General features: G+C 65.8%; 18 protein-coding genes. 7 read left to right on the top strand and 11 right to left on the bottom strand.

Translation table 11 applies throughout. The annotated features are described in order from the left end of the window. Positions 1 to 174 precede the first annotated feature (174 nt). From AC1DSD_RS17675 to xth, 3 genes are read left to right on the top strand one after another with little or no spacing between them, the layout of a single operon-like run. Positions 175 to 1,428: an NRAMP family divalent metal transporter gene (locus AC1DSD_RS17675; RefSeq protein ID WP_478031922.1), complete on the top strand. Its 1,254-nt coding sequence runs from the start codon at positions 175 to 177 to the stop codon at positions 1,426 to 1,428. A 17-nt stretch (positions 1,429 to 1,445) separates the two neighbouring features. After that, positions 1,446 to 1,640 carry a hypothetical protein gene (locus AC1DSD_RS17670; protein WP_478031921.1) on the top strand — a complete coding sequence of 65 codons (195 nt, stop codon included), beginning with the start codon at positions 1,446 to 1,448 and terminating at the stop codon, positions 1,638 to 1,640. After that, positions 1,640 to 2,416 (top strand): exodeoxyribonuclease III, encoded by a 777-nt coding sequence (xth, locus tag AC1DSD_RS17665; RefSeq protein WP_478031919.1) that lies wholly within the window; start codon positions 1,640 to 1,642, stop codon positions 2,414 to 2,416. Before AC1DSD_RS17670 ends, xth begins: the two co-directional genes overlap by 1 nt. An 18-nt stretch (positions 2,417 to 2,434) precedes the next feature. Here xth and AC1DSD_RS17660 read toward each other — a convergent pair whose 3' ends face one another. The 3 genes from AC1DSD_RS17660 to hrpB are packed head-to-tail and all read right to left on the bottom strand — an operon-like array spanning position 2,435 to position 5,653. Continuing rightward, positions 2,435 to 2,815, bottom strand: coding sequence for a nuclear transport factor 2 family protein (locus AC1DSD_RS17660; protein ID WP_478031918.1), 381 nt, complete (start codon positions 2,813 to 2,815; stop codon positions 2,435 to 2,437). Then, positions 2,812 to 3,093, bottom strand: coding sequence for an NADH dehydrogenase ubiquinone Fe-S protein 4 (locus AC1DSD_RS17655; RefSeq protein ID WP_478031917.1), 282 nt, complete (start codon positions 3,091 to 3,093; stop codon positions 2,812 to 2,814). Before AC1DSD_RS17655 ends, AC1DSD_RS17660 begins: the two co-directional genes overlap by 4 nt. A 10-nt stretch (positions 3,094 to 3,103) precedes the next feature. Beyond that, on the bottom strand, positions 3,104 to 5,653 hold the full coding sequence (hrpB, locus tag AC1DSD_RS17650) for an ATP-dependent helicase HrpB (protein ID WP_478031915.1): 2,550 nt from the start codon (positions 5,651 to 5,653) through the stop codon (positions 3,104 to 3,106). Positions 5,654 to 5,743: 90 nt separating this feature from the next. Between hrpB and AC1DSD_RS17645 the strand changes: the two genes are divergently transcribed. Continuing rightward, on the top strand, positions 5,744 to 6,778 hold the full coding sequence (locus tag AC1DSD_RS17645) for a cation diffusion facilitator family transporter (protein WP_478031914.1): 1,035 nt from the start codon (positions 5,744 to 5,746) through the stop codon (positions 6,776 to 6,778). Between the two features lie 211 nt (positions 6,779 to 6,989). Here the strand turns inward: AC1DSD_RS17645 and AC1DSD_RS17640 are convergent, their stop codons facing one another. After that, positions 6,990 to 7,262 (bottom strand): hypothetical protein, encoded by a 273-nt coding sequence (locus AC1DSD_RS17640; protein WP_478031912.1) that lies wholly within the window; start codon positions 7,260 to 7,262, stop codon positions 6,990 to 6,992. A gap of 266 nt (positions 7,263 to 7,528) precedes the next feature. On the opposite strand from AC1DSD_RS17640, the gene AC1DSD_RS17635 reads away from it, so the two are divergent. Further along, the gene (locus AC1DSD_RS17635; RefSeq protein WP_478031911.1) at positions 7,529 to 7,747 is read left to right on the top strand and encodes a hypothetical protein; all 219 of its coding nucleotides are present in this window, start codon (positions 7,529 to 7,531) and stop codon (positions 7,745 to 7,747) included. A 248-nt stretch (positions 7,748 to 7,995) separates the two neighbouring features. Here the strand turns inward: AC1DSD_RS17635 and AC1DSD_RS17630 are convergent, their stop codons facing one another. Beyond that, entirely contained in the window at positions 7,996 to 9,012 is a 1,017-nt protein-coding gene (locus AC1DSD_RS17630) for a polyprenyl synthetase family protein (RefSeq protein ID WP_478031910.1), read from the bottom strand. A 102-nt stretch (positions 9,013 to 9,114) separates the two neighbouring features. Between AC1DSD_RS17630 and AC1DSD_RS17625 the strand changes: the two genes are divergently transcribed. Beyond that, complete coding sequence (locus tag AC1DSD_RS17625) at positions 9,115 to 9,399, top strand: chorismate mutase (protein WP_478031909.1); 285 nt, start codon at positions 9,115 to 9,117, stop codon at positions 9,397 to 9,399. A gap of 240 nt (positions 9,400 to 9,639) precedes the next feature. Here the strand turns inward: AC1DSD_RS17625 and AC1DSD_RS17620 are convergent, their stop codons facing one another. The 6 genes from AC1DSD_RS17620 to AC1DSD_RS17595 form a co-directional block, all read right to left on the bottom strand. Further along, positions 9,640 to 10,647, bottom strand: a complete 1,008-nt coding sequence (locus AC1DSD_RS17620; RefSeq protein WP_478031908.1) for an aldo/keto reductase — start codon at positions 10,645 to 10,647, stop codon at positions 9,640 to 9,642. Then, positions 10,644 to 11,987, bottom strand: coding sequence for an MFS transporter (locus AC1DSD_RS17615; protein WP_478031906.1), 1,344 nt, complete (start codon positions 11,985 to 11,987; stop codon positions 10,644 to 10,646). The genes AC1DSD_RS17620 and AC1DSD_RS17615 overlap by 4 nt, the downstream gene beginning before the upstream one ends. Before the next feature lie 121 nt (positions 11,988 to 12,108). Beyond that, the gene (locus AC1DSD_RS17610; protein WP_478031904.1) at positions 12,109 to 12,504 is read right to left on the bottom strand and encodes a Zn-ribbon domain-containing OB-fold protein; all 396 of its coding nucleotides are present in this window, start codon (positions 12,502 to 12,504) and stop codon (positions 12,109 to 12,111) included. Next, positions 12,501 to 13,655, bottom strand: coding sequence for a thiolase domain-containing protein (locus AC1DSD_RS17605; RefSeq protein WP_478031903.1), 1,155 nt, complete (start codon positions 13,653 to 13,655; stop codon positions 12,501 to 12,503). Before AC1DSD_RS17605 ends, AC1DSD_RS17610 begins: the two co-directional genes overlap by 4 nt. After that, positions 13,652 to 15,304 carry an AMP-binding protein gene (locus tag AC1DSD_RS17600; RefSeq protein WP_478031902.1) on the bottom strand — a complete coding sequence of 551 codons (1,653 nt, stop codon included), beginning with the start codon at positions 15,302 to 15,304 and terminating at the stop codon, positions 13,652 to 13,654. The genes AC1DSD_RS17605 and AC1DSD_RS17600 overlap by 4 nt, the downstream gene beginning before the upstream one ends. A 209-nt stretch (positions 15,305 to 15,513) precedes the next feature. After that, positions 15,514 to 16,668: an acyl-CoA dehydrogenase family protein gene (locus AC1DSD_RS17595; protein ID WP_478031900.1), complete on the bottom strand. Its 1,155-nt coding sequence runs from the start codon at positions 16,666 to 16,668 to the stop codon at positions 15,514 to 15,516. A 168-nt stretch (positions 16,669 to 16,836) separates the two neighbouring features. On the opposite strand from AC1DSD_RS17595, the gene AC1DSD_RS17590 reads away from it, so the two are divergent. After that, a complete protein-coding gene (locus AC1DSD_RS17590; protein ID WP_478031898.1) occupies positions 16,837 to 17,847 on the top strand; it encodes a fumarylacetoacetate hydrolase family protein in 1,011 nt (336 codons plus the stop codon). The last annotated feature ends 151 nt before the right edge of the window (positions 17,848 to 17,998 follow it).

The raw sequence follows: 17,998 nt of genomic DNA, 5'->3' as shown, positions 1-17,998 counted from the left end.
AGAATTTGTAATGCGCGGCCAAGTATCAAAGCTGCCATGCCGCGCTCCTCCCGGCGTTCCGGGTGCAGCAAGCGCTGCATTCGCCGTCGTCAGCCCCGCCAGCACCGATCGATCATCATCGCGGAACCGGATGCGCCGTCAAATGCTGTGCTGCTGATACAAATGGGGATTGGTATGGACTTGAAGGGCTTCCTCAAAAAGCTTGGTCCCGGCCTGGTCACCGGCGCGGCCGACGACGATCCGAGCGGTATCGCCACGTATTCGCAGGCCGGCGCCGCTTTCGGTCCGGTGCTGCTATGGACGATGGTGCTGACCTATCCGTTGATGAGCGCGGTGCAATTGATCAGCGCGCGGGTCGGTCGCGTGACGGGACACGGGCTCGCCTGGAATCTCCGCCGCGTCATGCCGCGATGGATCGTGATGGCGCTGGTCGGGCTGCTGTTCGTGGCCAATACGATCAATATCGGCGCCGACCTTGCCGCGATGGGCGACGCCGCCCAATTGGTCGCCGGCGGCGGTGGCCATCTCTTCACCATCAGCTTCGCGGCCGTCTCGCTGCTGCTCCAGCTCTTCATTCCCTACCGCAAATATTCGTCTTTCCTGAAATGGCTGACGATGGTGCTGCTCGCTTACGTGGCGCTGATCTTCATCGTGAAGGTCGATTGGGCGGCGGCGCTGCACGGGATGGTCGTCCCGACGATCCCTGATGCAGCGGCGGTGACCGTTGTCGTCGCCATCTTCGGCACCACGATCAGCCCGTATCTGTTCTTCTGGCAGGCGTCGCAGGAAGTCGAGGAGATCGACGTCGTCGAGGAGCGCGAGCCGCTCAAGAAATCCCCCGATCAGGCGGCGGACGCCGAAGTTCGGATGCGCTATGACACGTTCGTCGGCATGGCGATTTCGAACCTCGTCGCCATCGCCATCATGCTGGGCACCGCCGCTACCCTCCACGCCTCGGGCAAGACCGACATCCAGACCGCCGCCGATGCGGCCAAGGCACTTGAGCCGATTGCCGGCCAGTTCGCCTTCGCGCTGTTCAGCCTCGGCATCATCGGCACCGGCATGCTGGCGGTGCCGGTCCTGGCCGGATCGACCGCTTATGCGATCGGCGAGACCGCCGGTTGGAAAACCGGCCTCGAGCACAAGCCGCGCAAGGCCAAGCTATTCTATGCCGTGATCGGCGTCGCGATGGCGCTCGGCGTCGGCATCGACTGGTCGCCGATCAGCCCGATCAAGGCATTGTTCTGGAGCGCGGTGATCAATGGCGTCGTCGCCGTGCCGATCCTGATCGGAACGATGCTGGTCGTCTCCCGGCGGTCCACCATGGGCGACTTCACGGCGTCGACAATGTTGAAGCTGTTCGGCTGGGCGAGCACCGCCGTCATGGCGGCGGCCGTCATAGGAATGGCCGTCCTGCCGTCCAGCTAGCGAGGAAGGAGGAAGTGATGGATTGGCTGACCGCTCTGATCGGGCCCGATGACGGCAGTGCCGCGACATGGCAATTCTGCGTCCGGGCGGTGCTGCTGCTGCCTTATGGCATCCTCTGCATTCGCATCGCCAGGCGGCGGACCTTCTCGAACCTCACGCCGCTCGACAATTTCGTGGCGATCGTGATGGGGTCGAAGGCGCGCGAGGCTTGATGCGGATCGCGACCTACAATGTGAACGGCGTCAATGGGCGCCTCCCCGTCCTCCAGCGCTGGCTGTCCGAGGACCTTCCGGACGTGGTTTGCCTCCAGGAATTGAAGGCGCCGGACGAGCGTTTCCCGGAAACGGCGTTGAACGACTTGGGTTACACCGCGATCTGGCACGGCCAGAAAAGCTGGAACGGCGTCGCGATCCTCAGCCGAGTGGGCGAGATCCACGAAACCCGTCGCGGGTTGCCCGGCGACCGCGCGGACGATCAGAGCCGCTATCTCGAGGCCGCGATCAACGGCGTCATCGTCGCCTGCCTCTATCTGCCCAACGGCAACCCGCGGCCCGGACCCAAGTTCGAGTTCAAGCTTCGCTGGTTCGAGCGGCTGACGCGGCATGCGCAGTCGCTGCGCGACGCTGGCGTGCCGGTCGTCATCGCCGGCGACTTCAACGTCATGCCGACCGAGCTCGACGTCTACAAACCCGAAAGATGGCTCGACGACGCGCTGTTCGCGCCCGAGGTCAGACGGGCTTATGCTGGCTTATTGGAACAAGGCTGGACCGACGCGCTTCGGTCGCGCCGCCCCGGCGAGCACATCTATACCTTCTGGAAGTATTTTCGCGGCGCGTTCGAACGCGACGCCGGCCTCAGGATCGATCACATCCTGCTCAGCCCCGATCTGGCGCCGCGGCTAATTGATGCGCGGGTCGAGAAGCGGGTGCGGGGTTGGGAGAAGACGAGCGATCATGCGCCCGTCTGGATCGAACTCGCGAACCCGTGAACGGGTAAAGCCGCCCGGTCAGGCCTTCGGCTTGGCGGCCGTCTTTTTCACCGGCGTGGCAAACGTCGCGCTGTCCCAATAGCCGCGTTGAAGCGCGATGCGGCCGTCGATCACGTGGAAGAAGCCGCAGCCGAGCCGATCCTGCGGATCCTTCCATTCGAGGATCGCCCATTCGCCGTCCTCGAACAGGTTGACCGGCAGGCATTCCATAGCCGCCGCGGCGAATTCTTTAGCGAAGCGCTCGCGGATCGCTGATCGGCCCTGGATCGGACCGATCGCGACCTGATGGTTGATGGCGTCGTCATGATAGAGCGCGGCGAGCGCATCGGGATCGGCGGCATTGAACGCCGCGATCCAGCGCCGCACCACGCCCTTGGGCGTAGCAATGGGAAGGCTCATCGGAAGTTGTCGGCGTAGCTCTGCAGCTTGAGCGTGCGCGCGGGCGCCGGCACGATGTGGAAGGCAAGCCCGACCTTCTCGGCATAGGCCTGCGCGGCTTCCGCGGTGGCGAAGGTCAGCCGGACCTGTTCGCGCGTGTCGCCCGACCCGGCCCAGCCGGTGAGCGGATCCGGGCGCTTGGCCTCGGCGGGTTCGAATTCGAGAATCCAGCGATCGGTCCGGTAACGTCCGGACTGCATCGCGTTCTTGGGACGCTGATAGATACGGGCGGTTGGCATGATCTTTCCCTTATCCTGACTTTCCGAACCTTGCATCGGCTTTTTTGGTTCGGAGTGTCGGGTTTGCGGCGGCGGGGTCGTCGGGCCAGGGATGTTTGGGATAGCGCCCGCGCATTTCCTTGGCGACCGCGGACCAGCTTCCGGCCCAGAAACCGGGCAGATCGCGCGTCGTCTGGATCGGGCGACCAGCCGGGGAGGTCAGGCTGAGCACGAGCGGCACGCCATTGGCGATGGTCGGATGCACCGCAAGCCCGAACAGGGCCTGGGGGCGGAGCTCGACAGTTGGGCCGGCTTCGGCGGCATAATCGATCGCGTGACTCGATCCCGCCGGCGTGTCGAGCCGGGCGGGGGCGATACGGTCGAGCGCGCGCATAGCGTCCCAGCCGGCGAGATTGCGCAGCGCCTCGGTGAGATCTGCGTCGGAGAGCTGCGACAGGCGGCGCTTGCTGTCGAGCAACGAGGCGAGCCAATCGTCGAGCCGGGCGGCGAGCGTCTCGTCGTCGAGCGCGCCGTCCCAGCCATGTGCGGCGGCGAACGTCGCGCGGTCGCGCAGTGCGGCAGACGCCTCGCCCCAGGGCAGCAAGTGCAGGCCATGGTCGCGGACGCCCTCGATCAACGCGGCCGCGATCGCGACCGGATCGGCGTTGGTATCGGGCCCGCGCGACAAAGCGATCGCGCCCAGGCGACGTTCGCGCACGGCTTCGACGCCGCCGGTCGCGGGATCGAACGCGAATGTGCGGCGCGTTTCGATCTTGTCGGCGAACAAGGCTTCGACCGTCGCCTGATCGATCGCTGCCGCCGACAGGATGCGCGCGCCGGCCGCGATACCCTGTGTCTCCGCGACGGCGAGCCATTGCGCGGTGGCGAGGGAGTCGGCCGCATCGAGCTTGAACCCTCGGCCGCCGACCGAGGCCCAACGTTCGCCGGAAGCGTCGCGGCGCCGGGAAACGCGGTCGGGGAAGGCGAGGGCGATGGCGATGGCGATGGCAATCTCTTCTCCCTGCACTTCCCCCCTCCCGCTTGCGGAAGGGGTCGGGAGAGGGCGTGTCGCGTTCTTCCCACCGTTTTCGACAGGCCCTCCCCTGGCCCCTCCCGCAAGTGGGAGGGGAATATTGGCCCACCGCTCAGCCAGCCGCCTTGCACTCTCAGCACGCCGGCCGCGTTCGGTGCGGAATCTGCGGGCGCGGGTTTCGAGATCAGTCCCCGGACCACCCAATCCGCGCTCTCCCAACAACACCGCAACTTCGGCCGCTTCCGTTGCCAGCCCCATCTCTCCCGCCCGCACCAGCATATGCGCAAGCCGCGGCGGCATCGGCAGCTTCGCGATCGCGCGGCCGTGCGCGGTCGGCCGGCTATCGGCGTCGAGCGCCTCGAGCGTTGCCAACCGTGCGCGTCCTTCCGCCACCGCGGCTTCGGGTGGTGGATCGAGCCATGCCAGCGTGCGCGGATCGGCGACTCCCCAGATCGCGCAATCGAGCACCAGCCCTGATAGATCGGCTTCGAGGATTTCGGGCGGGTCGAAGCGCGGCAACCCTGCCGTCGCCGCTTCTTCCCACAACCGATAAGCGACACCCGGTCCTTGCCGCGCCGCTCGCCCGGCGCGCTGGGTCGCGGCGGCCTGGCTGGCACGTTCGGTGACCAGCCGCGTCATCCCCGCCGCGCGATCGTAGCGCGGGCGGCGCGCGAGCCCCGAATCGACCACCACCCGGATGCCGTCGAGCGTCAGGCTGGTTTCGGCGATGCTGGTCGCCAGCACGAGCTTTCGCATGCCGTCGGGCTCGCCGGCGATCGCCGCGCGCTGGTCCGCTGGCGCGATCGTTCCGTGAAGGCGATGGAGGCGCACTCCGGGGAGGTCGCCGAGCCGCTCGGCGGCACGCTCGATTTCGGCGACGCCGGGCAGGAAGGCGAGCACGCCGCCTTGTTCTTCGCGCAGCGCCAGCCGGATCGCGGCGGTGACCTCGTCCTCGATCCGTGCCTCGCCGCGACGGCCGAGATAGCGGAGGTCGAGCGTGTGACTGCGGCCTTCGCTCTCGATCACCGGCGCGTCGCCGAGCAGCTTGGCGAAGCGCGTGCCGTCGAGCGTCGCCGACATGGCGACAAGCCGGAGGTCGGGGCGCAGCGACCCTTGCGCGTCGAGCGCCAGGGCGAGGCCGAAATCGCTGTCGAGATTGCGTTCGTGGACCTCGTCGAACAGCACTGCCGAGATACCGGCGAGTTCGGGATCGGCCTGGATCCGCGCGACGAAAATGCCTTCGGTCACTACTGTCACGCGGGTCGCGGCGGAGCGCTTGCTGTCCATCCGCGTCGCATAGCCGAACGTCTTGCCGACCGGCTCGCCCGCCAGCATCGCCATCCGTTCGGCCGCGGCGCGCGCCGCGATCCGGCGCGGGCTGAGCAGCAGGATTTCGCCGCCGCACCAATTTTGGCCGAGCAGCGCGGGCGCGACCGCGGTGGTCTTGCCCGCACCGGGCGGCGCGACCAGCACCGCATTGGGCTCGGCGTCCAGTGCCGCGAGCAACTGCGGAAGGACGGTTTCGACGGGAAGGCTGGGCGGTTGCATCGGCGATCGCGACACGTGGCAGAAACTTTCCACTGATGACAGCCCAGTGTCCTAGTATCTCCCCCAATTGCAGTGCTAGGCAGGTCCAGCATGCACGACCATAGCCACGACCACGCGCACGATCATGAGCATGATCACGCGCACGACCATAAGCACGGTCATGGCCACAAACATGGACACGGCCACAAACATGGACACGGCCACAAACATGGACACGGCCACAAACATGGTCATGGGCACGGCCATGGCGGCCACAATCACGGCCCGCTGACCTTCGATCGCGCCTTCGCGATCGGCATCACGCTCAATATCCTGTTCGTCGTCGTCGAATTCGGTTTCGGCTTCGTTGCCCATTCGGTCGCGCTGATGGCGGACGCCGGGCACAATCTGTCCGACGTGTTCGGGCTATGCGTCGCCTGGGGCGGCGCCACGCTGGCGCGGCGCGGTCCGTCGAAGCGCTTCACTTACGGGCTCAAGGCGTCGACCATCCTGGCCGCGTTGATCAACGCATTGCTGCTGATGATGGCGATGGGCGCGGTCGTATTCGAAGCGGTGACGCGGATCGGCGATCCCGCGCCGGTCAAGGGCGCGGTCGTCGTGGTGGTCGCCGCCGCCGGGATCCTGGTCAACGCGGCGTCCGCCTGGCTGTTCGCGCGCGGGCAGAAATCGGACATCAACCTGCGCGGCGCCTATCTGCACATGGCGGCCGACGCGACGGTTTCGGCCGGGGTGATGCTGGCCGGCGTCGTGATCTGGTTCACCGGCGTGGAATGGATCGACCCGGTGGTATCGATCATCGTGTCGGCGATCATCTTCTGGCAAACCTGGGGCCTGCTCCGCGAGACGATCGAGATGTCGCTGAACGCGGTGCCGCGCGGGATCGACTATGACGAGGTCAAGGCCGCACTCGCGGCGATGCCCGGCGTCAGCGCGACGCACGACCTCCATATCTGGCCGATGTCGACCACCGAGACGGTGCTGACCGCGCATTTGGTGATGACCGAGGAAACCGGGCCGGCATTCCTGGGCAATGCCGCGGCGATGCTGCAGAAGCGGTTCGGCATCGCGCACACGACGATCCAGGTCGAGCGCGCCGCCGATGCCGATTGTGGGACCGATTGCTGACCCGGAACTCGGTACCGGATATCTAAAACCGATCAGACAGGCTGCTTGACCGGCGTGCCTTTCGCCGTCGGGTTGGAAGCGTTGAGCTTGGGCGGCTCCGGCTTCTTGGGCTTGCGGACTTCCTTGTTGCTCTTGCGCTGGCCTTTTGCCACGTCATTTCTCCTCGATCGGTTGCACGGTACGATGGTGGCGGCGCGTATACCGCCAGGGTTCACCGCACCACGCGCGCCCAATGCTCGCGCGTCACCGTGCCGGTCAGGATCTTGTTGCCGAACACGCGGCGCATCGCCTCGGCATCGTCGCCATTCATCATCACGACGCGCGTCCCGCCCTTGGGCAGCTTTTCGATCGCGCTGATCTTGGTCTGATGCTTCACGCACAGAGCTTCGACCGCGGCGCGATCGAGCGAGACGTTGATCGCGCGACCGGGACCCGGATTGCTCCAGCTGTCATGGCCATTGGTAGCGGGAATAGTCGGCATCATCGGTTTGCTCTCCTTGGATTAGCGGGAGCACGAACCTCTCTCAGTCGCGCCGATGCTGGGGCGGGCAGCGCGATAGGGAGCCTTTAGGTTGTATACCGCCGAAAAGCCATGTATTTCGCCCCGACACTGTCTGTTGCCGCATAGATCGGCGAATTGATGCGAGGCGGCCGGCAAAGTGTGCTATTAGAAATCATCACCTGACCGATTTCGCAGGCATCTTGTGACCGTGAGCGCTTGCGCTTTCGCCTGCTGACGAGGCGTGCCCTTTGGACACCAATTACCTTCTGCACCGCGAGCAGATCTCGCTGATGATGGCTCGCAAAGCCGGCTGTTCCTCATCGCGCCTGGCGCATGCCGGGCTCGCACGGGCTTATGGCAAGCTGCTCGCCGCCGGGACGTTTCCGCACCGCAATTTCAACCTCATCCCGGCCAATGACGCTCTCGACCCGAGCGAATCTCCCGATCGCGGCCGCGCCGACGCGTGAACGACCGGTCCGGGGAGCAGTTATCGACCGTCGAGCGCGCGTTTGAACTGGCGCGGTCGGGCAGTTGCGCCACGGTCGATGATATTCGGCGCGTGTTGACGGCCGAGCGATATCCGTCGGTTCAACCGCATCTGGCGGGGCCGTCGATCCGGCGCGCCTTGCTCGCTCTATGCAAGGCAGCAAGGGCCGCGAACGACCCCGACGCCGGTTGACGCTGGCACGTCCGCCTTTGGGCGGACATCCTCCCTTTAATACGCTCTCGCCACCGCGAATTCGACCGCTTCGGTCATCGCATCGCGCGCCTGGCCGGAGGAGAAGCCGGCGATCGCATCGATCGCGCGCTGGCCGTAATGGCGCGCCCGCGCCAGCGTGTCGTCGATCGCGCGCGTCGTGCGGACCAACTCGACCGCATGCGCGAAATCCTCGTCTGAGGCGCGATGGCCCAGGATCGCGTCCTTCCAGAACTTGCGGTCCTCTTCATTGCCGCGCGCATAGGCCAGGATCACCGGCAGGGTGACCTTGCCTTCACGGAAATCGTCGCCGGTATCCTTGCCCATCGTCCCGGCGTCGGACACGTAATCGATCGCATCGTCGACGAGCTGGAACGCGACGCCGAGGTTGCGGCCGAACGCGTCGAGCGCCTGCTCCTCGCTTTCGGGCCGTTCGGCGACCACTGCGGCGATCCGGCAGGCGGCAGCGAACAAGGCGGCGGTCTTGGCGCCGATGATATCGAGATAGCGTTCCTCACCCAGGTCGACGCGGCGCGCGGCAGTCAATTGATCGACCTCGCCTTCCGCGATCACGGCGCTGGCGTTGCTCAGGATCTTGAGCACCTTGAGGCTGCCGTCCTCAACCATCAATTCGAACGCGCGGCTGAACAGGAAGTCGCCGACCAGGATCGACGCGGGATTGCCCCAGATCAAATTCGCCGTGCGCTTGCCGCGGCGCAGGTCGCTGCCATCGACCACGTCGTCGTGGAGCAGGGTCGCGGTGTGAATGAACTCGACCGCCGCCGCCAGGCGATGGTGGCGGTTGCCGGTATAGCCGAGCAATCGCGCGCTCGCGAGCGTCAGCATCGGGCGCATGCGCTTGCCGCCGCCCGCGATCAGATGGCCGGCAAGCTCGGGGATCAGCGGAATGTCCGACTGCATGCGGTCCAGGATCACCGCATTGACCATGTTCATGTCCGACGCGACGAGTTGCATCATCGGCTCGAGGCTGGGCTGCGGCCGGGTCGGATCGAGGCGATAGATCGTGGCGCTCATCTCAGCGGAGCCTCTGGCCGAGAGGGGCGCGGAAGGCAAGCACGGGTTGCGCATCCCGGCACGGATGCGCAGAAGGCCGCCACGAATCGAGGGAGCCGCTAGATGAGCGACGACGTGCTGGACGCCTATCGCAGCAGCATCGACAATATCGATGCTGCGCTGATCCACATGCTCGCCGAGCGGTTCAAGGTGACCCAGGCGGTTGGCCGCTACAAGGCGCAGGCCGGCCTGCCGCCGGCCGATCCGAGCCGCGAGGAACGCCAGATAGCGCGGCTGCGGCATTTGGCCGAGGAAGCGCGTCTCGACCCCGAATTCTCGGAGAAGTTCCTGCGCTTCATCATCGACGAAGTCATCCGCCACCACGAACGGCTGCGCGACGAAGCTTAGCGTTTTCCTTGACTTCGCCGACCGACGTCAAACTGGCCAAAGCGCGCGAAAAGAGTTAAAAATACCGAAGGCGCGATCCCATGCCGGAAGCAGAGCAAAGGCGCGCCAGGGAGAGGTGCGATGCATGGCTTCCACGCGTCGGAGAGCCAGTGCAATTATGGTCTGACGATGCATCTGGTCAGCTTTGCGCTGGCCGGGATCATCTTGGGTGTCGTGCTGCTGATCGGCTAGCCCGATCGCTCAGGCGGCCAGTTCCTCGCCAGGCAGGATCTCGGTATCGATCTGCGCTTGCATCGGCGCGAGATAGCGCGGGCCGCGGATCGTGCCGTCGAACACGGCGTCGACCGCCTTCACCAGATCGTCGGAAACATTGACCGTCGCGGCGCCGACATTCTCTTCGAGATGCGTGAGGCTGCGCGTGCCGGGAATGGCGACGATATGCGGTCCGCGCGCCAGCACCCAACCGAGCGCGAGTTGCGCCGATGTCATTCCGGCATCGGCCGCCAGCGCGTCGAACTTCGCCACCACCGTCAGGTTGTGCCGCAGATTGTCGCCGAGGAAGCGCGGCATATGGAGTCGGATGTCGCCCGCTTCATAATTGTCGTCGTGCACACCCCGCGCCAGCATGCCGCGCGCCACCGGCGAGAAGGCGACGAAGCCGATGCCGAGCTCGCGACAGGTGTCGAGCACGGCGACGTCGGGATTGCGGACCATCGGCGAATATTCGCTCTGCACCGCGGCCACCGGATGGACCGCGTGCGCGCGGCGGATCGTAGCGGCACCCATTTCGCTGAGGCCGATCGCACCGATCTTGCCTGCTTCGACCGCGCGCTTGAGCTCGCCGACCGACTCCTCGACCGGCACTTTCTTGTCGAGCCGGTGGAGGTAATAGAGATCGATATTATCGGTCCCGAGCCGTTCCAACGCCCCCTCGAGCGTGCGGCGGATCGATTCGGGGCGGCCGTCGAGCACGCGCTTACCGTCGACCGCGTCGAGCACGCATTTCGAGGCCAGCGTGAATTCGGCGCGGCGATGCATCACTGCCTTGCCGACCAGCCGCTCGTTGGCGCCCAGGCCGTAAAGCGCCGCGGTATCGAGCAAGGTGACGCCGAGATCGAGCGCGCGGTTGAGCAGCGCCGTCCCCTCTTCATCGCTCGGTCGCCTACCATAAGCATGGCTGAGATTCATGCAGCCGAGCCCGATCGCCGAGACGGTAAGGGGGCCGATCTGTCGGGTCGGGAGCGTCATGCCGATTCGCTTTCGGGAAGGAGAAGGTCGTCGCTCACTATCGCCGCGACCTTGCGCTGGCGAGGTTCCCGCACGCGAAAAATCAGCAGCAGGACCGCGAGGCACAGGAACCCGAACGACAGCCACAGCACCGGCGGATAACCGAGCTTCCACGCCATCAGCCCACCGAGCAGCGGGCCGATCGCCGAGATCGTGCCCTCGATCGTGGTCGACAGAGCGAGCCGCATCGCGACATCGGCACGCTCGCCGAATTCGAGCACCATCGTCTGCTGGCTCATCTGATACCCGCAATTGCCCGCGCCGAGGCAACAGAAGGAAGCGAACACCGCCCAGGGATGGTGGACCGTCAGCAGCAGCGCGATCCCGCCCGCCCACAGCGCCGCCGCCAGCGTGAAGGTCGATCGATAGCCGGTGCGGTCGCCGAGATGCCCCCAGGCGAGGTTGGAGACGGTATCGGCGCCAAGATAGGCCAGCGACAATTCGCCGATGACGATCCCCGACAAGCCGAGCTGGCTACCGGCATAGAGGATGTAGAAGGGCGCACCGATCCGCGCGCAGACGCAGCACGCCTCGGCCAGGATGAACCAGCGATAGCCGCGATCCTCGAGCAGGGTCGGGAAGGTCTTCACCCGATCGACGAAGCGCATCGGCGAGCGCACCACCGGCGGGATCGGCTCGACCATGCGCAACTGAAGCACGGTCAGCCCCAGGCTGGTCAGCACGAAGGCGAGGAAGAAGGTGGTGGCATACCCATTGCCGAGCACGTCGTTCTGGATCAGCCAGCGCCCGGCGACATAGGACAAAGCCGCCGCGATCAGGCCGCCGGTGATGTTGCGATAGGCCTGCAACCGCCCGCGGCGATGGATCGGAATCACTTTCGCCATCAGCATCTGGAAGGCGACGCGCTGGGTGCCGTTGAATGCACCGAGCAGGAAGAACAGGCCGAGCGTCACGAGCAGCAGCGCCTCGCCGCGCAGGAACCAGCCGGCGAGCGCGAGGCCAAGGATCATGATGCGCATCATCGTGCCGGTGCGGATGGCGTAGGGCAGGATGCGCTGCTTGGTTTCGAACCGCGAGGCGGCGAAGATCGGCGAGAGGATTGCGCCGAACTGGAGCAGCGCCGTCCCGAGACCGACCAGGGCGTCGGAGCCGGTCAGGCGGTGGATATAGGTCGGGATGAAGGTCGGCGCGTAGATCAGCCGGAACCCGGTCATGCCGAGCATGCCGTGGATGAAATGCGCGGTGTAGTTGCGGCGCAGGTTCGCTTCGACGAACGCGGCGTAGTCGGCTTCGCGTTCGGCGGGAGAGCGGGGGTCGGCTGCGTCCTCCGTTGTCGTCATGCCGGGCTTGTCCCGGCATCCACCATGCAGCGAGCGCTGACCTTGAGGGGCGAGGACTCAGCCTGCGGCACGGTGGATCCCGGCACAAGGCCGGGATGACGGAGTAGAGGGGGCACCGTTACTACCCCACGTCAGGCGCGAACATCGGGACCGGTGGGCCACCCTCGGTCGGCGTGAACTGCACCCGCACCCGCTGGCCGATCTTCAACGCATCGTGATCCTCGGTCGCGATGTTGGTCAGCACCGCCGGTCCTTCGTCCAGCGTCACCCACGCCAGCGTGTACGGCGCGCCGGCCCCGCGCCGCATGGTCGACAGCGAATAGATCGCGCCTTTCCCCGCACTCTCCACCCAGCGGCTTTCCGCCAGGCAGAACGGACACAAAGCACGCGGATAATAATGCGGTTGGCCGCAGCCGTCGCACTGGCCGATCAGCAGCTTCCCTTGCGCCGCGGCGTCGAAGAAGCGCTGGTTCTCGACATTGGGCTGGGGCGCGGGAATCTTGCGGGGTTCCATCATTGCCGCTCCAGGATCAGGGTCGCGGCGCCATGCCGTGCACCGAGCGCGCCGCCGATGCCGGTGGCGACGGCGAGACCGCAATCGGGCACCTGCACCGCCGGATGCGCCTCGCCGCGCAATTGGCGCACCGCCTCGATCACCTTGGTGATGCCGCCGCGATTGGTCGGGTGGTTGTTGCACAGGCCGCCGCCATCGGTGTTGAACGGCAACCTGCCGCTGCCCGAGATGAGGTTGCCGTCGGCGACGAAACGGCCGCCTTCGCCTTTCTTGCAGAAACCCAGATCCTCGAGCTGGATCAGCACTGTGATGGTGAAGCTGTCGTAGATCGAGGCATATTGGATGTCGGCCGGCGTCACGCCTGCTTCGGCAAACGCTGCCGGCCCGGACACCGCCGCCGCCGACGTCGTGAGGTCGAGGTTCATCCCGCCGCGCGGGCCCTTCACATGTTCGCCCGCGCCGCGCACCGCGACCAGCGGTCGCTTGAGCGACTTCGCCACCTCGGGCGACACCACCAGCAAGGCGCCACCGCCGTCCGATACCACGCAGCAATCGAGCCGGTGGAGCGGGTCCGAGATCATCGGCGAATTGACCACATCCTCGACCGTGACGACGTCGCGCAGCATCGCATGCGGATTATGTTGCGCGTGGGTGCTGGCGGCGACCTTGATCCAGGCAAGCTGTTCCGACGTGGTGCCGTACTCGTGCATGTGGCGCGCCGCGCACATGCCGTAGCTATTGTGGGTCGATTGTCCGACCCAGCCTTCGAACGGCGCTTCGGGGGCATTGCCCAGCTGACGCCCGAACGGCTCCGATCTCGGGCGCCCGGCGAGCGTGATCAATGCAACCGAGCATTTTCCCGCGGCGATCGCCTGCGCGGCGTGGCTGACATGGAGGATGTAGGACGAGCCGCCGGTTTCGGTCGAATCGACATGGCGGACGTCGAGGCCGAGATAATCGACCATCGACATGCCGCCAAAACCCGGCGCGTCGCCCGCGCAGAAATAGCCGTCGATATCTTTGAGGCTGAGCCCGGCATCGGCGAGCGCCCCGGCAGTGCATTCGGCGTGGAGCTGCGGCGCCGACTTGTCCGGCGCCAGGCGTGTGGGATGTTCGTACGCGCCGGAAATATAGGCTTTGTTCCTGATGCTCACGCCGCCCCCTGTATCTCGCCCGATGTTGTCCCAAATGCCGCCAGCGCGCGCTCCTTGACCGCCTTGTAATCGAGCTTGCCGTTGGGCGCGCGGGCCACGCTGTCGACCACCAGCACATGGCGCGGAGCCTTGTAGATCGCGAGTTGCCCCTTCACATGGTCGCGCAACTCGCCCTCGTCGGCCGCTGCGCCCGGATGCGGCTCGACCAATGCGACGATGCGCTCGCCGAAGCGGATATCGGGCACGCCGGTCACCGCCGCGTCGCGCACCGCCGGGTGGCGTTTCAACGCTTCCTCGACTTCCTCAGGGAAAACCTTCTCGCCGCCGGTATTGATGCATTGCGAGCCGCGGCCGAGGATCCGGACAATGCCATCGGCATCGACCGTCGCCCAGTCGCCCGGCATCGACCAGCGCTTGCCTTCATAGGTCGGGAAGGTCGATTCGGTCTTGGCCGGGTCCTTGTAATAGCCGAGCGGGATATGTCCGCCGACCGCGAGCCGGCCGCTTTCGCCCGAGCCCGGCTCGATCCGCCGTCCATCTTCGGTGAAGATCGCGCAATCGGGGCCGAGCGCGAAGCTCGCCGTGGCGATCTCGCCGCTGGCGTTGGTGGTGGAGATGCCCATGCCGAACGCCTCGGACGAAGAATAGCTATCCATCAGTTGGACCTGGAGAATGTGGCGGATCAGCCCGAGCTTGTTCTCGCGGTTCCACATCGCGCCCGATGAGCCGATCACGAACACCGATGACAGGTCCCAACGGCCCGGATTGGCGTCGAGCGCTTCGAGCAACGGTTGGGCGAAGGGCTGGCCGACGATCGTGATCCGCGTCGCGCGCCACTGTTCGACCGAATCCCACATCGCCTCGGGATCGAACTTGCCATGGGGCAGCAGGATCACCGTGCCGCCAAAGCCGAGCGCGCCGAACGCGGCGATCAGCCCGGTCGCGTGCATCAGTGGCGGCGCGATCAGCGAGCGCGGCTTGATCGGCGTGGCGAGTGCGCGCGGCCCGGCATCCTCGGGTCGGTCGAGCGGCGGGATGCCGAGCAGGGGATTCGCACCGTAGCCACCCTTGGCGAAAAGGTCGCCTTGCCGCCACATCACCGCTTTGGGCATGCCGGTGGTGCCGCCGGTGAAGATCAGCAGCAGATCCTCGTCATGACGCCCCCAAGGTGCGACGACCGGGCGCTGGGCGGGGACGGCGGCCGCGAGCGTGGCGAACTCCTGCGCCCAATCGGGCACCGCCTCACCGGCGCGCGCGACAGCGATCCAGCTCTTCATGCCTGGCATCTGTCCGCGCACGCGGTCGAGCAACGGCGCGAACCCCGCCTCGAACACCACCGCCTCGGCATCGCCATTGTCGAGCAGATAGCGGACCTCCTCGGGCCCGTAGCGGTAATTGACGTTGAACGGCGCCAGCCCTGCCTTGAACGCGGCGAAGCAGGCGATCAGATATTCGGGGCAATTGGTCGTGTAGACCGCGACTTTCGACTGATGCGTCAGCCCGGCGGCAAGGAAGTGCGCAGCGAGCGCATCGGCGGCGGCATCGAATGCGGCGAAGCTGACGATGCGGTCGCCCTGGACGATTGCGGGCTCGTCGGGGATCGCAGCGGCGACCGCTTCCCAGACATTGGCATAGGTCCAAGCGGTCACTGCTCGGAACCTCGGGTACGGAAGGCTGGCATCCGACTCTCCCAGTTACCGTGCTTCTTTCCTGACGCTACGGCTTCTTGGGAATGCGATTGGAAGATCGGGTATGGAGCGTCAAGAGGGCAGGGCGAAATAATCGCCGTTCTGGTCGGAGCGGGATTTTCGGGAAAGTCGAGGTGCGGCGCGCGACCCTTGGAGCGCGGACGGTCGCCTTACAGCGATCGCCCGATCAGCTCCTTCATGATCTCGTTGGTCCCGCCATAGATGCGCGACACCCGTGCCGCGCGCCACATCCGCGCGATCGGATATTCGTTCATATAGCCGGCGCCGCCATGCAGCTGGAGGCACTTGTCCATGACCTCCCATTGCAGCTCGGTGTGCCACAGCTTCGCCGCCGCGCCTTCGGTCGGGGTCAGCTCGCCTTTGAGATGCCGCTGGATCGCCCAGTCGAGATGCGCCCAGCCGACCTGGAGCTTGGCCTTGAGGTCGGCGAGCACGAAGCGCGTATTCTGGAAATCGAACACCATCCCGGCGAACGCCTTGCGCGTCTTGGTGAACTCGACCGTTTCGTCGAACGCCTTTTGCGCCGATGCCTGCGTCCCGATCGCGATCGACAGCCGCTCCTGCGGCAGCTGGCTCATCAGGTAGATGAAGCCCTTGCCTTCCTCGCCCAGGCAATTGGTCATCGGCACGCGGACGTCCTCGAAGAACAATTCCGACGTGTCGGCGGCGTCCTGGCCGATCTTGTCGAGCTTGCGGCCGCGCTTGAATCCCTCGCGATCGGCCTCGATCAGGATGATCGACATGCCCTTATAGGCGGGCTGGATGTCGGGATCGGTCTTGGCGACGACCAGCACCAGGTCGGCATTCTGGCCGTTGGTGATGTAGGTCTTGCTGCCGTTGACGACATAATGGTTGCCGTCCTTCTTGGCCGAGGTGCGGATCGCCTGGAGATCGCTGCCGGTGCCCGGCTCGGTCATCGCGATCGCGGTGATCGTCTCGCCCGACACGAGGCGCGGCAGCCACTGCGCCTTCTGCTCCTCCGAACCATAAGCTTCGAGATAGCCGCACACGATGTCGGATTGCAGCGAGAAGCCGGCGGGAACGCCGATATAGGACATCTCCTCATCGACGATCGCGTTATAGCCGAAATCGAGTCCCAGCCCGCCATAAGCCTCGGGAACGGTCGGGCACAGCATCCCGATCTCGCCGGCCTTGCGCCAGAAGGCCTTCGGCACCAGCCGGTTCTGCTCCCACTCGTTGACGTGCGGCACGCCTTCCTTCTGCAGGAAGGAACGGACGGTCTGGCGGAACGCCTCATGATCCTCGTTATAGGCGAAGCGGCCGGGCACCGAATCCGGGGGCATGATACGTCCTCTCCTGCAACCTTTTGGGCAAGGTGCGGGGAGTTTACGCGGGCGTCAACCGTCGCCGTTCGTGTCGAACGACGCCGAGACACCGTTGAGGGGAGCAAAGGCTTCTCGACTTCGCTCGAAGCGAACGGGTAAGGATGGGCAAAGTTTTCAGGAGAGCGCATGAAACTCGCCAGCCTCAAGCACGGCCGTGACGGCAAACTGGTCGTCGTGTCGACCGACCTCGCCTGGTATGCCGATGCCGGGCATATCGCGCCGACCTTGCAAGCCGCGCTCGACGATTGGGATCGGCTGTCGCCCGATCTGCAGAATCTCCAGACCGACCTCGATCACGAAGTCATCCCGCGCCAGCGCTTCCACGAGCACGACGCTGCCTCGCCGCTGCCGCGCGCCTACCAATGGGCGGACGGCTCGGCCTATGTGAACCATGTTGCATTGGTTCGACAGGCACGAAACGCCGAGATGCCGGAGACCTTCTGGCACGATCCCTTGATGTACCAGGGCGGTTCGGACGGTTTTCTCGGCCCGCGCGATCCGATCCCGCTCGCCGACGAAGCCTGGGGCTGCGACCTCGAGGCCGAGGTCGTGGTGGTGACCGGCGACGTGCCGCTGGGCGCGACGCGCGACCAGGCACTCGACGCGATCCTGCTGGTCGGGCTGACCAACGACGTGTCACTGCGTAACCTCATCCCGGGCGAACTCGCCAAGGGATTCGGCTTCTTCCAGTCGAAACCGGCCAGCGCCTTCTCCCCGGTGTTCGTCACGCCCGACTCGCTCGGCGATTGGTGGCAGGACGGCAAACTCCACCGCAAGCTGATGGTCGACCTCAACGGCCAGCCGTTCGGCCGTGCCGAGGCGGGCGAGGACATGACGTTCGATTTCGGTACCCTGGTCGCGCACGCGGCGAAGACGCGTCGGCTCGGGGCGGGGACGATCATCGGGTCGGGCACCGTTTCCAACCGCGACGCGGATGGCGGTCCGGGCAAACCGATCGCCGATGGCGGGGTCGGCTATTCGTGCCTCGCCGAGGTGCGCACGGTCGAGACGATTCAGACCGGCGCGGCCAAAACGCCATTCCTCAAGAAAGGCGATACGGTGCGCATCTGGGCGGAGGACGATCGTCACCATGCAGTATCGCGATGCCGCTTGAGACCCCAGCTTTCGCTGGGGTGACGGTAGTTTGTACTAGTGACGAGCATCTAATCCGCTCGGCACAGCTTGGTCGCCGAGCGGACCATCGACCCGCGCCACGCAAGACTCGCCAAGTCCGTTGAAATTTTATAACAACGCGCCAAAGCCCGCGCCCAAGCGTTGCGGCTGGTGA

The sequence above is a fragment of the Sphingomonas sp. P4_D12 genome (assembly GCF_056401895.1).
Note: the sequence above shows the minus strand (reverse complement) of the source record. Positions and strands in the feature narration are given on the sequence as shown.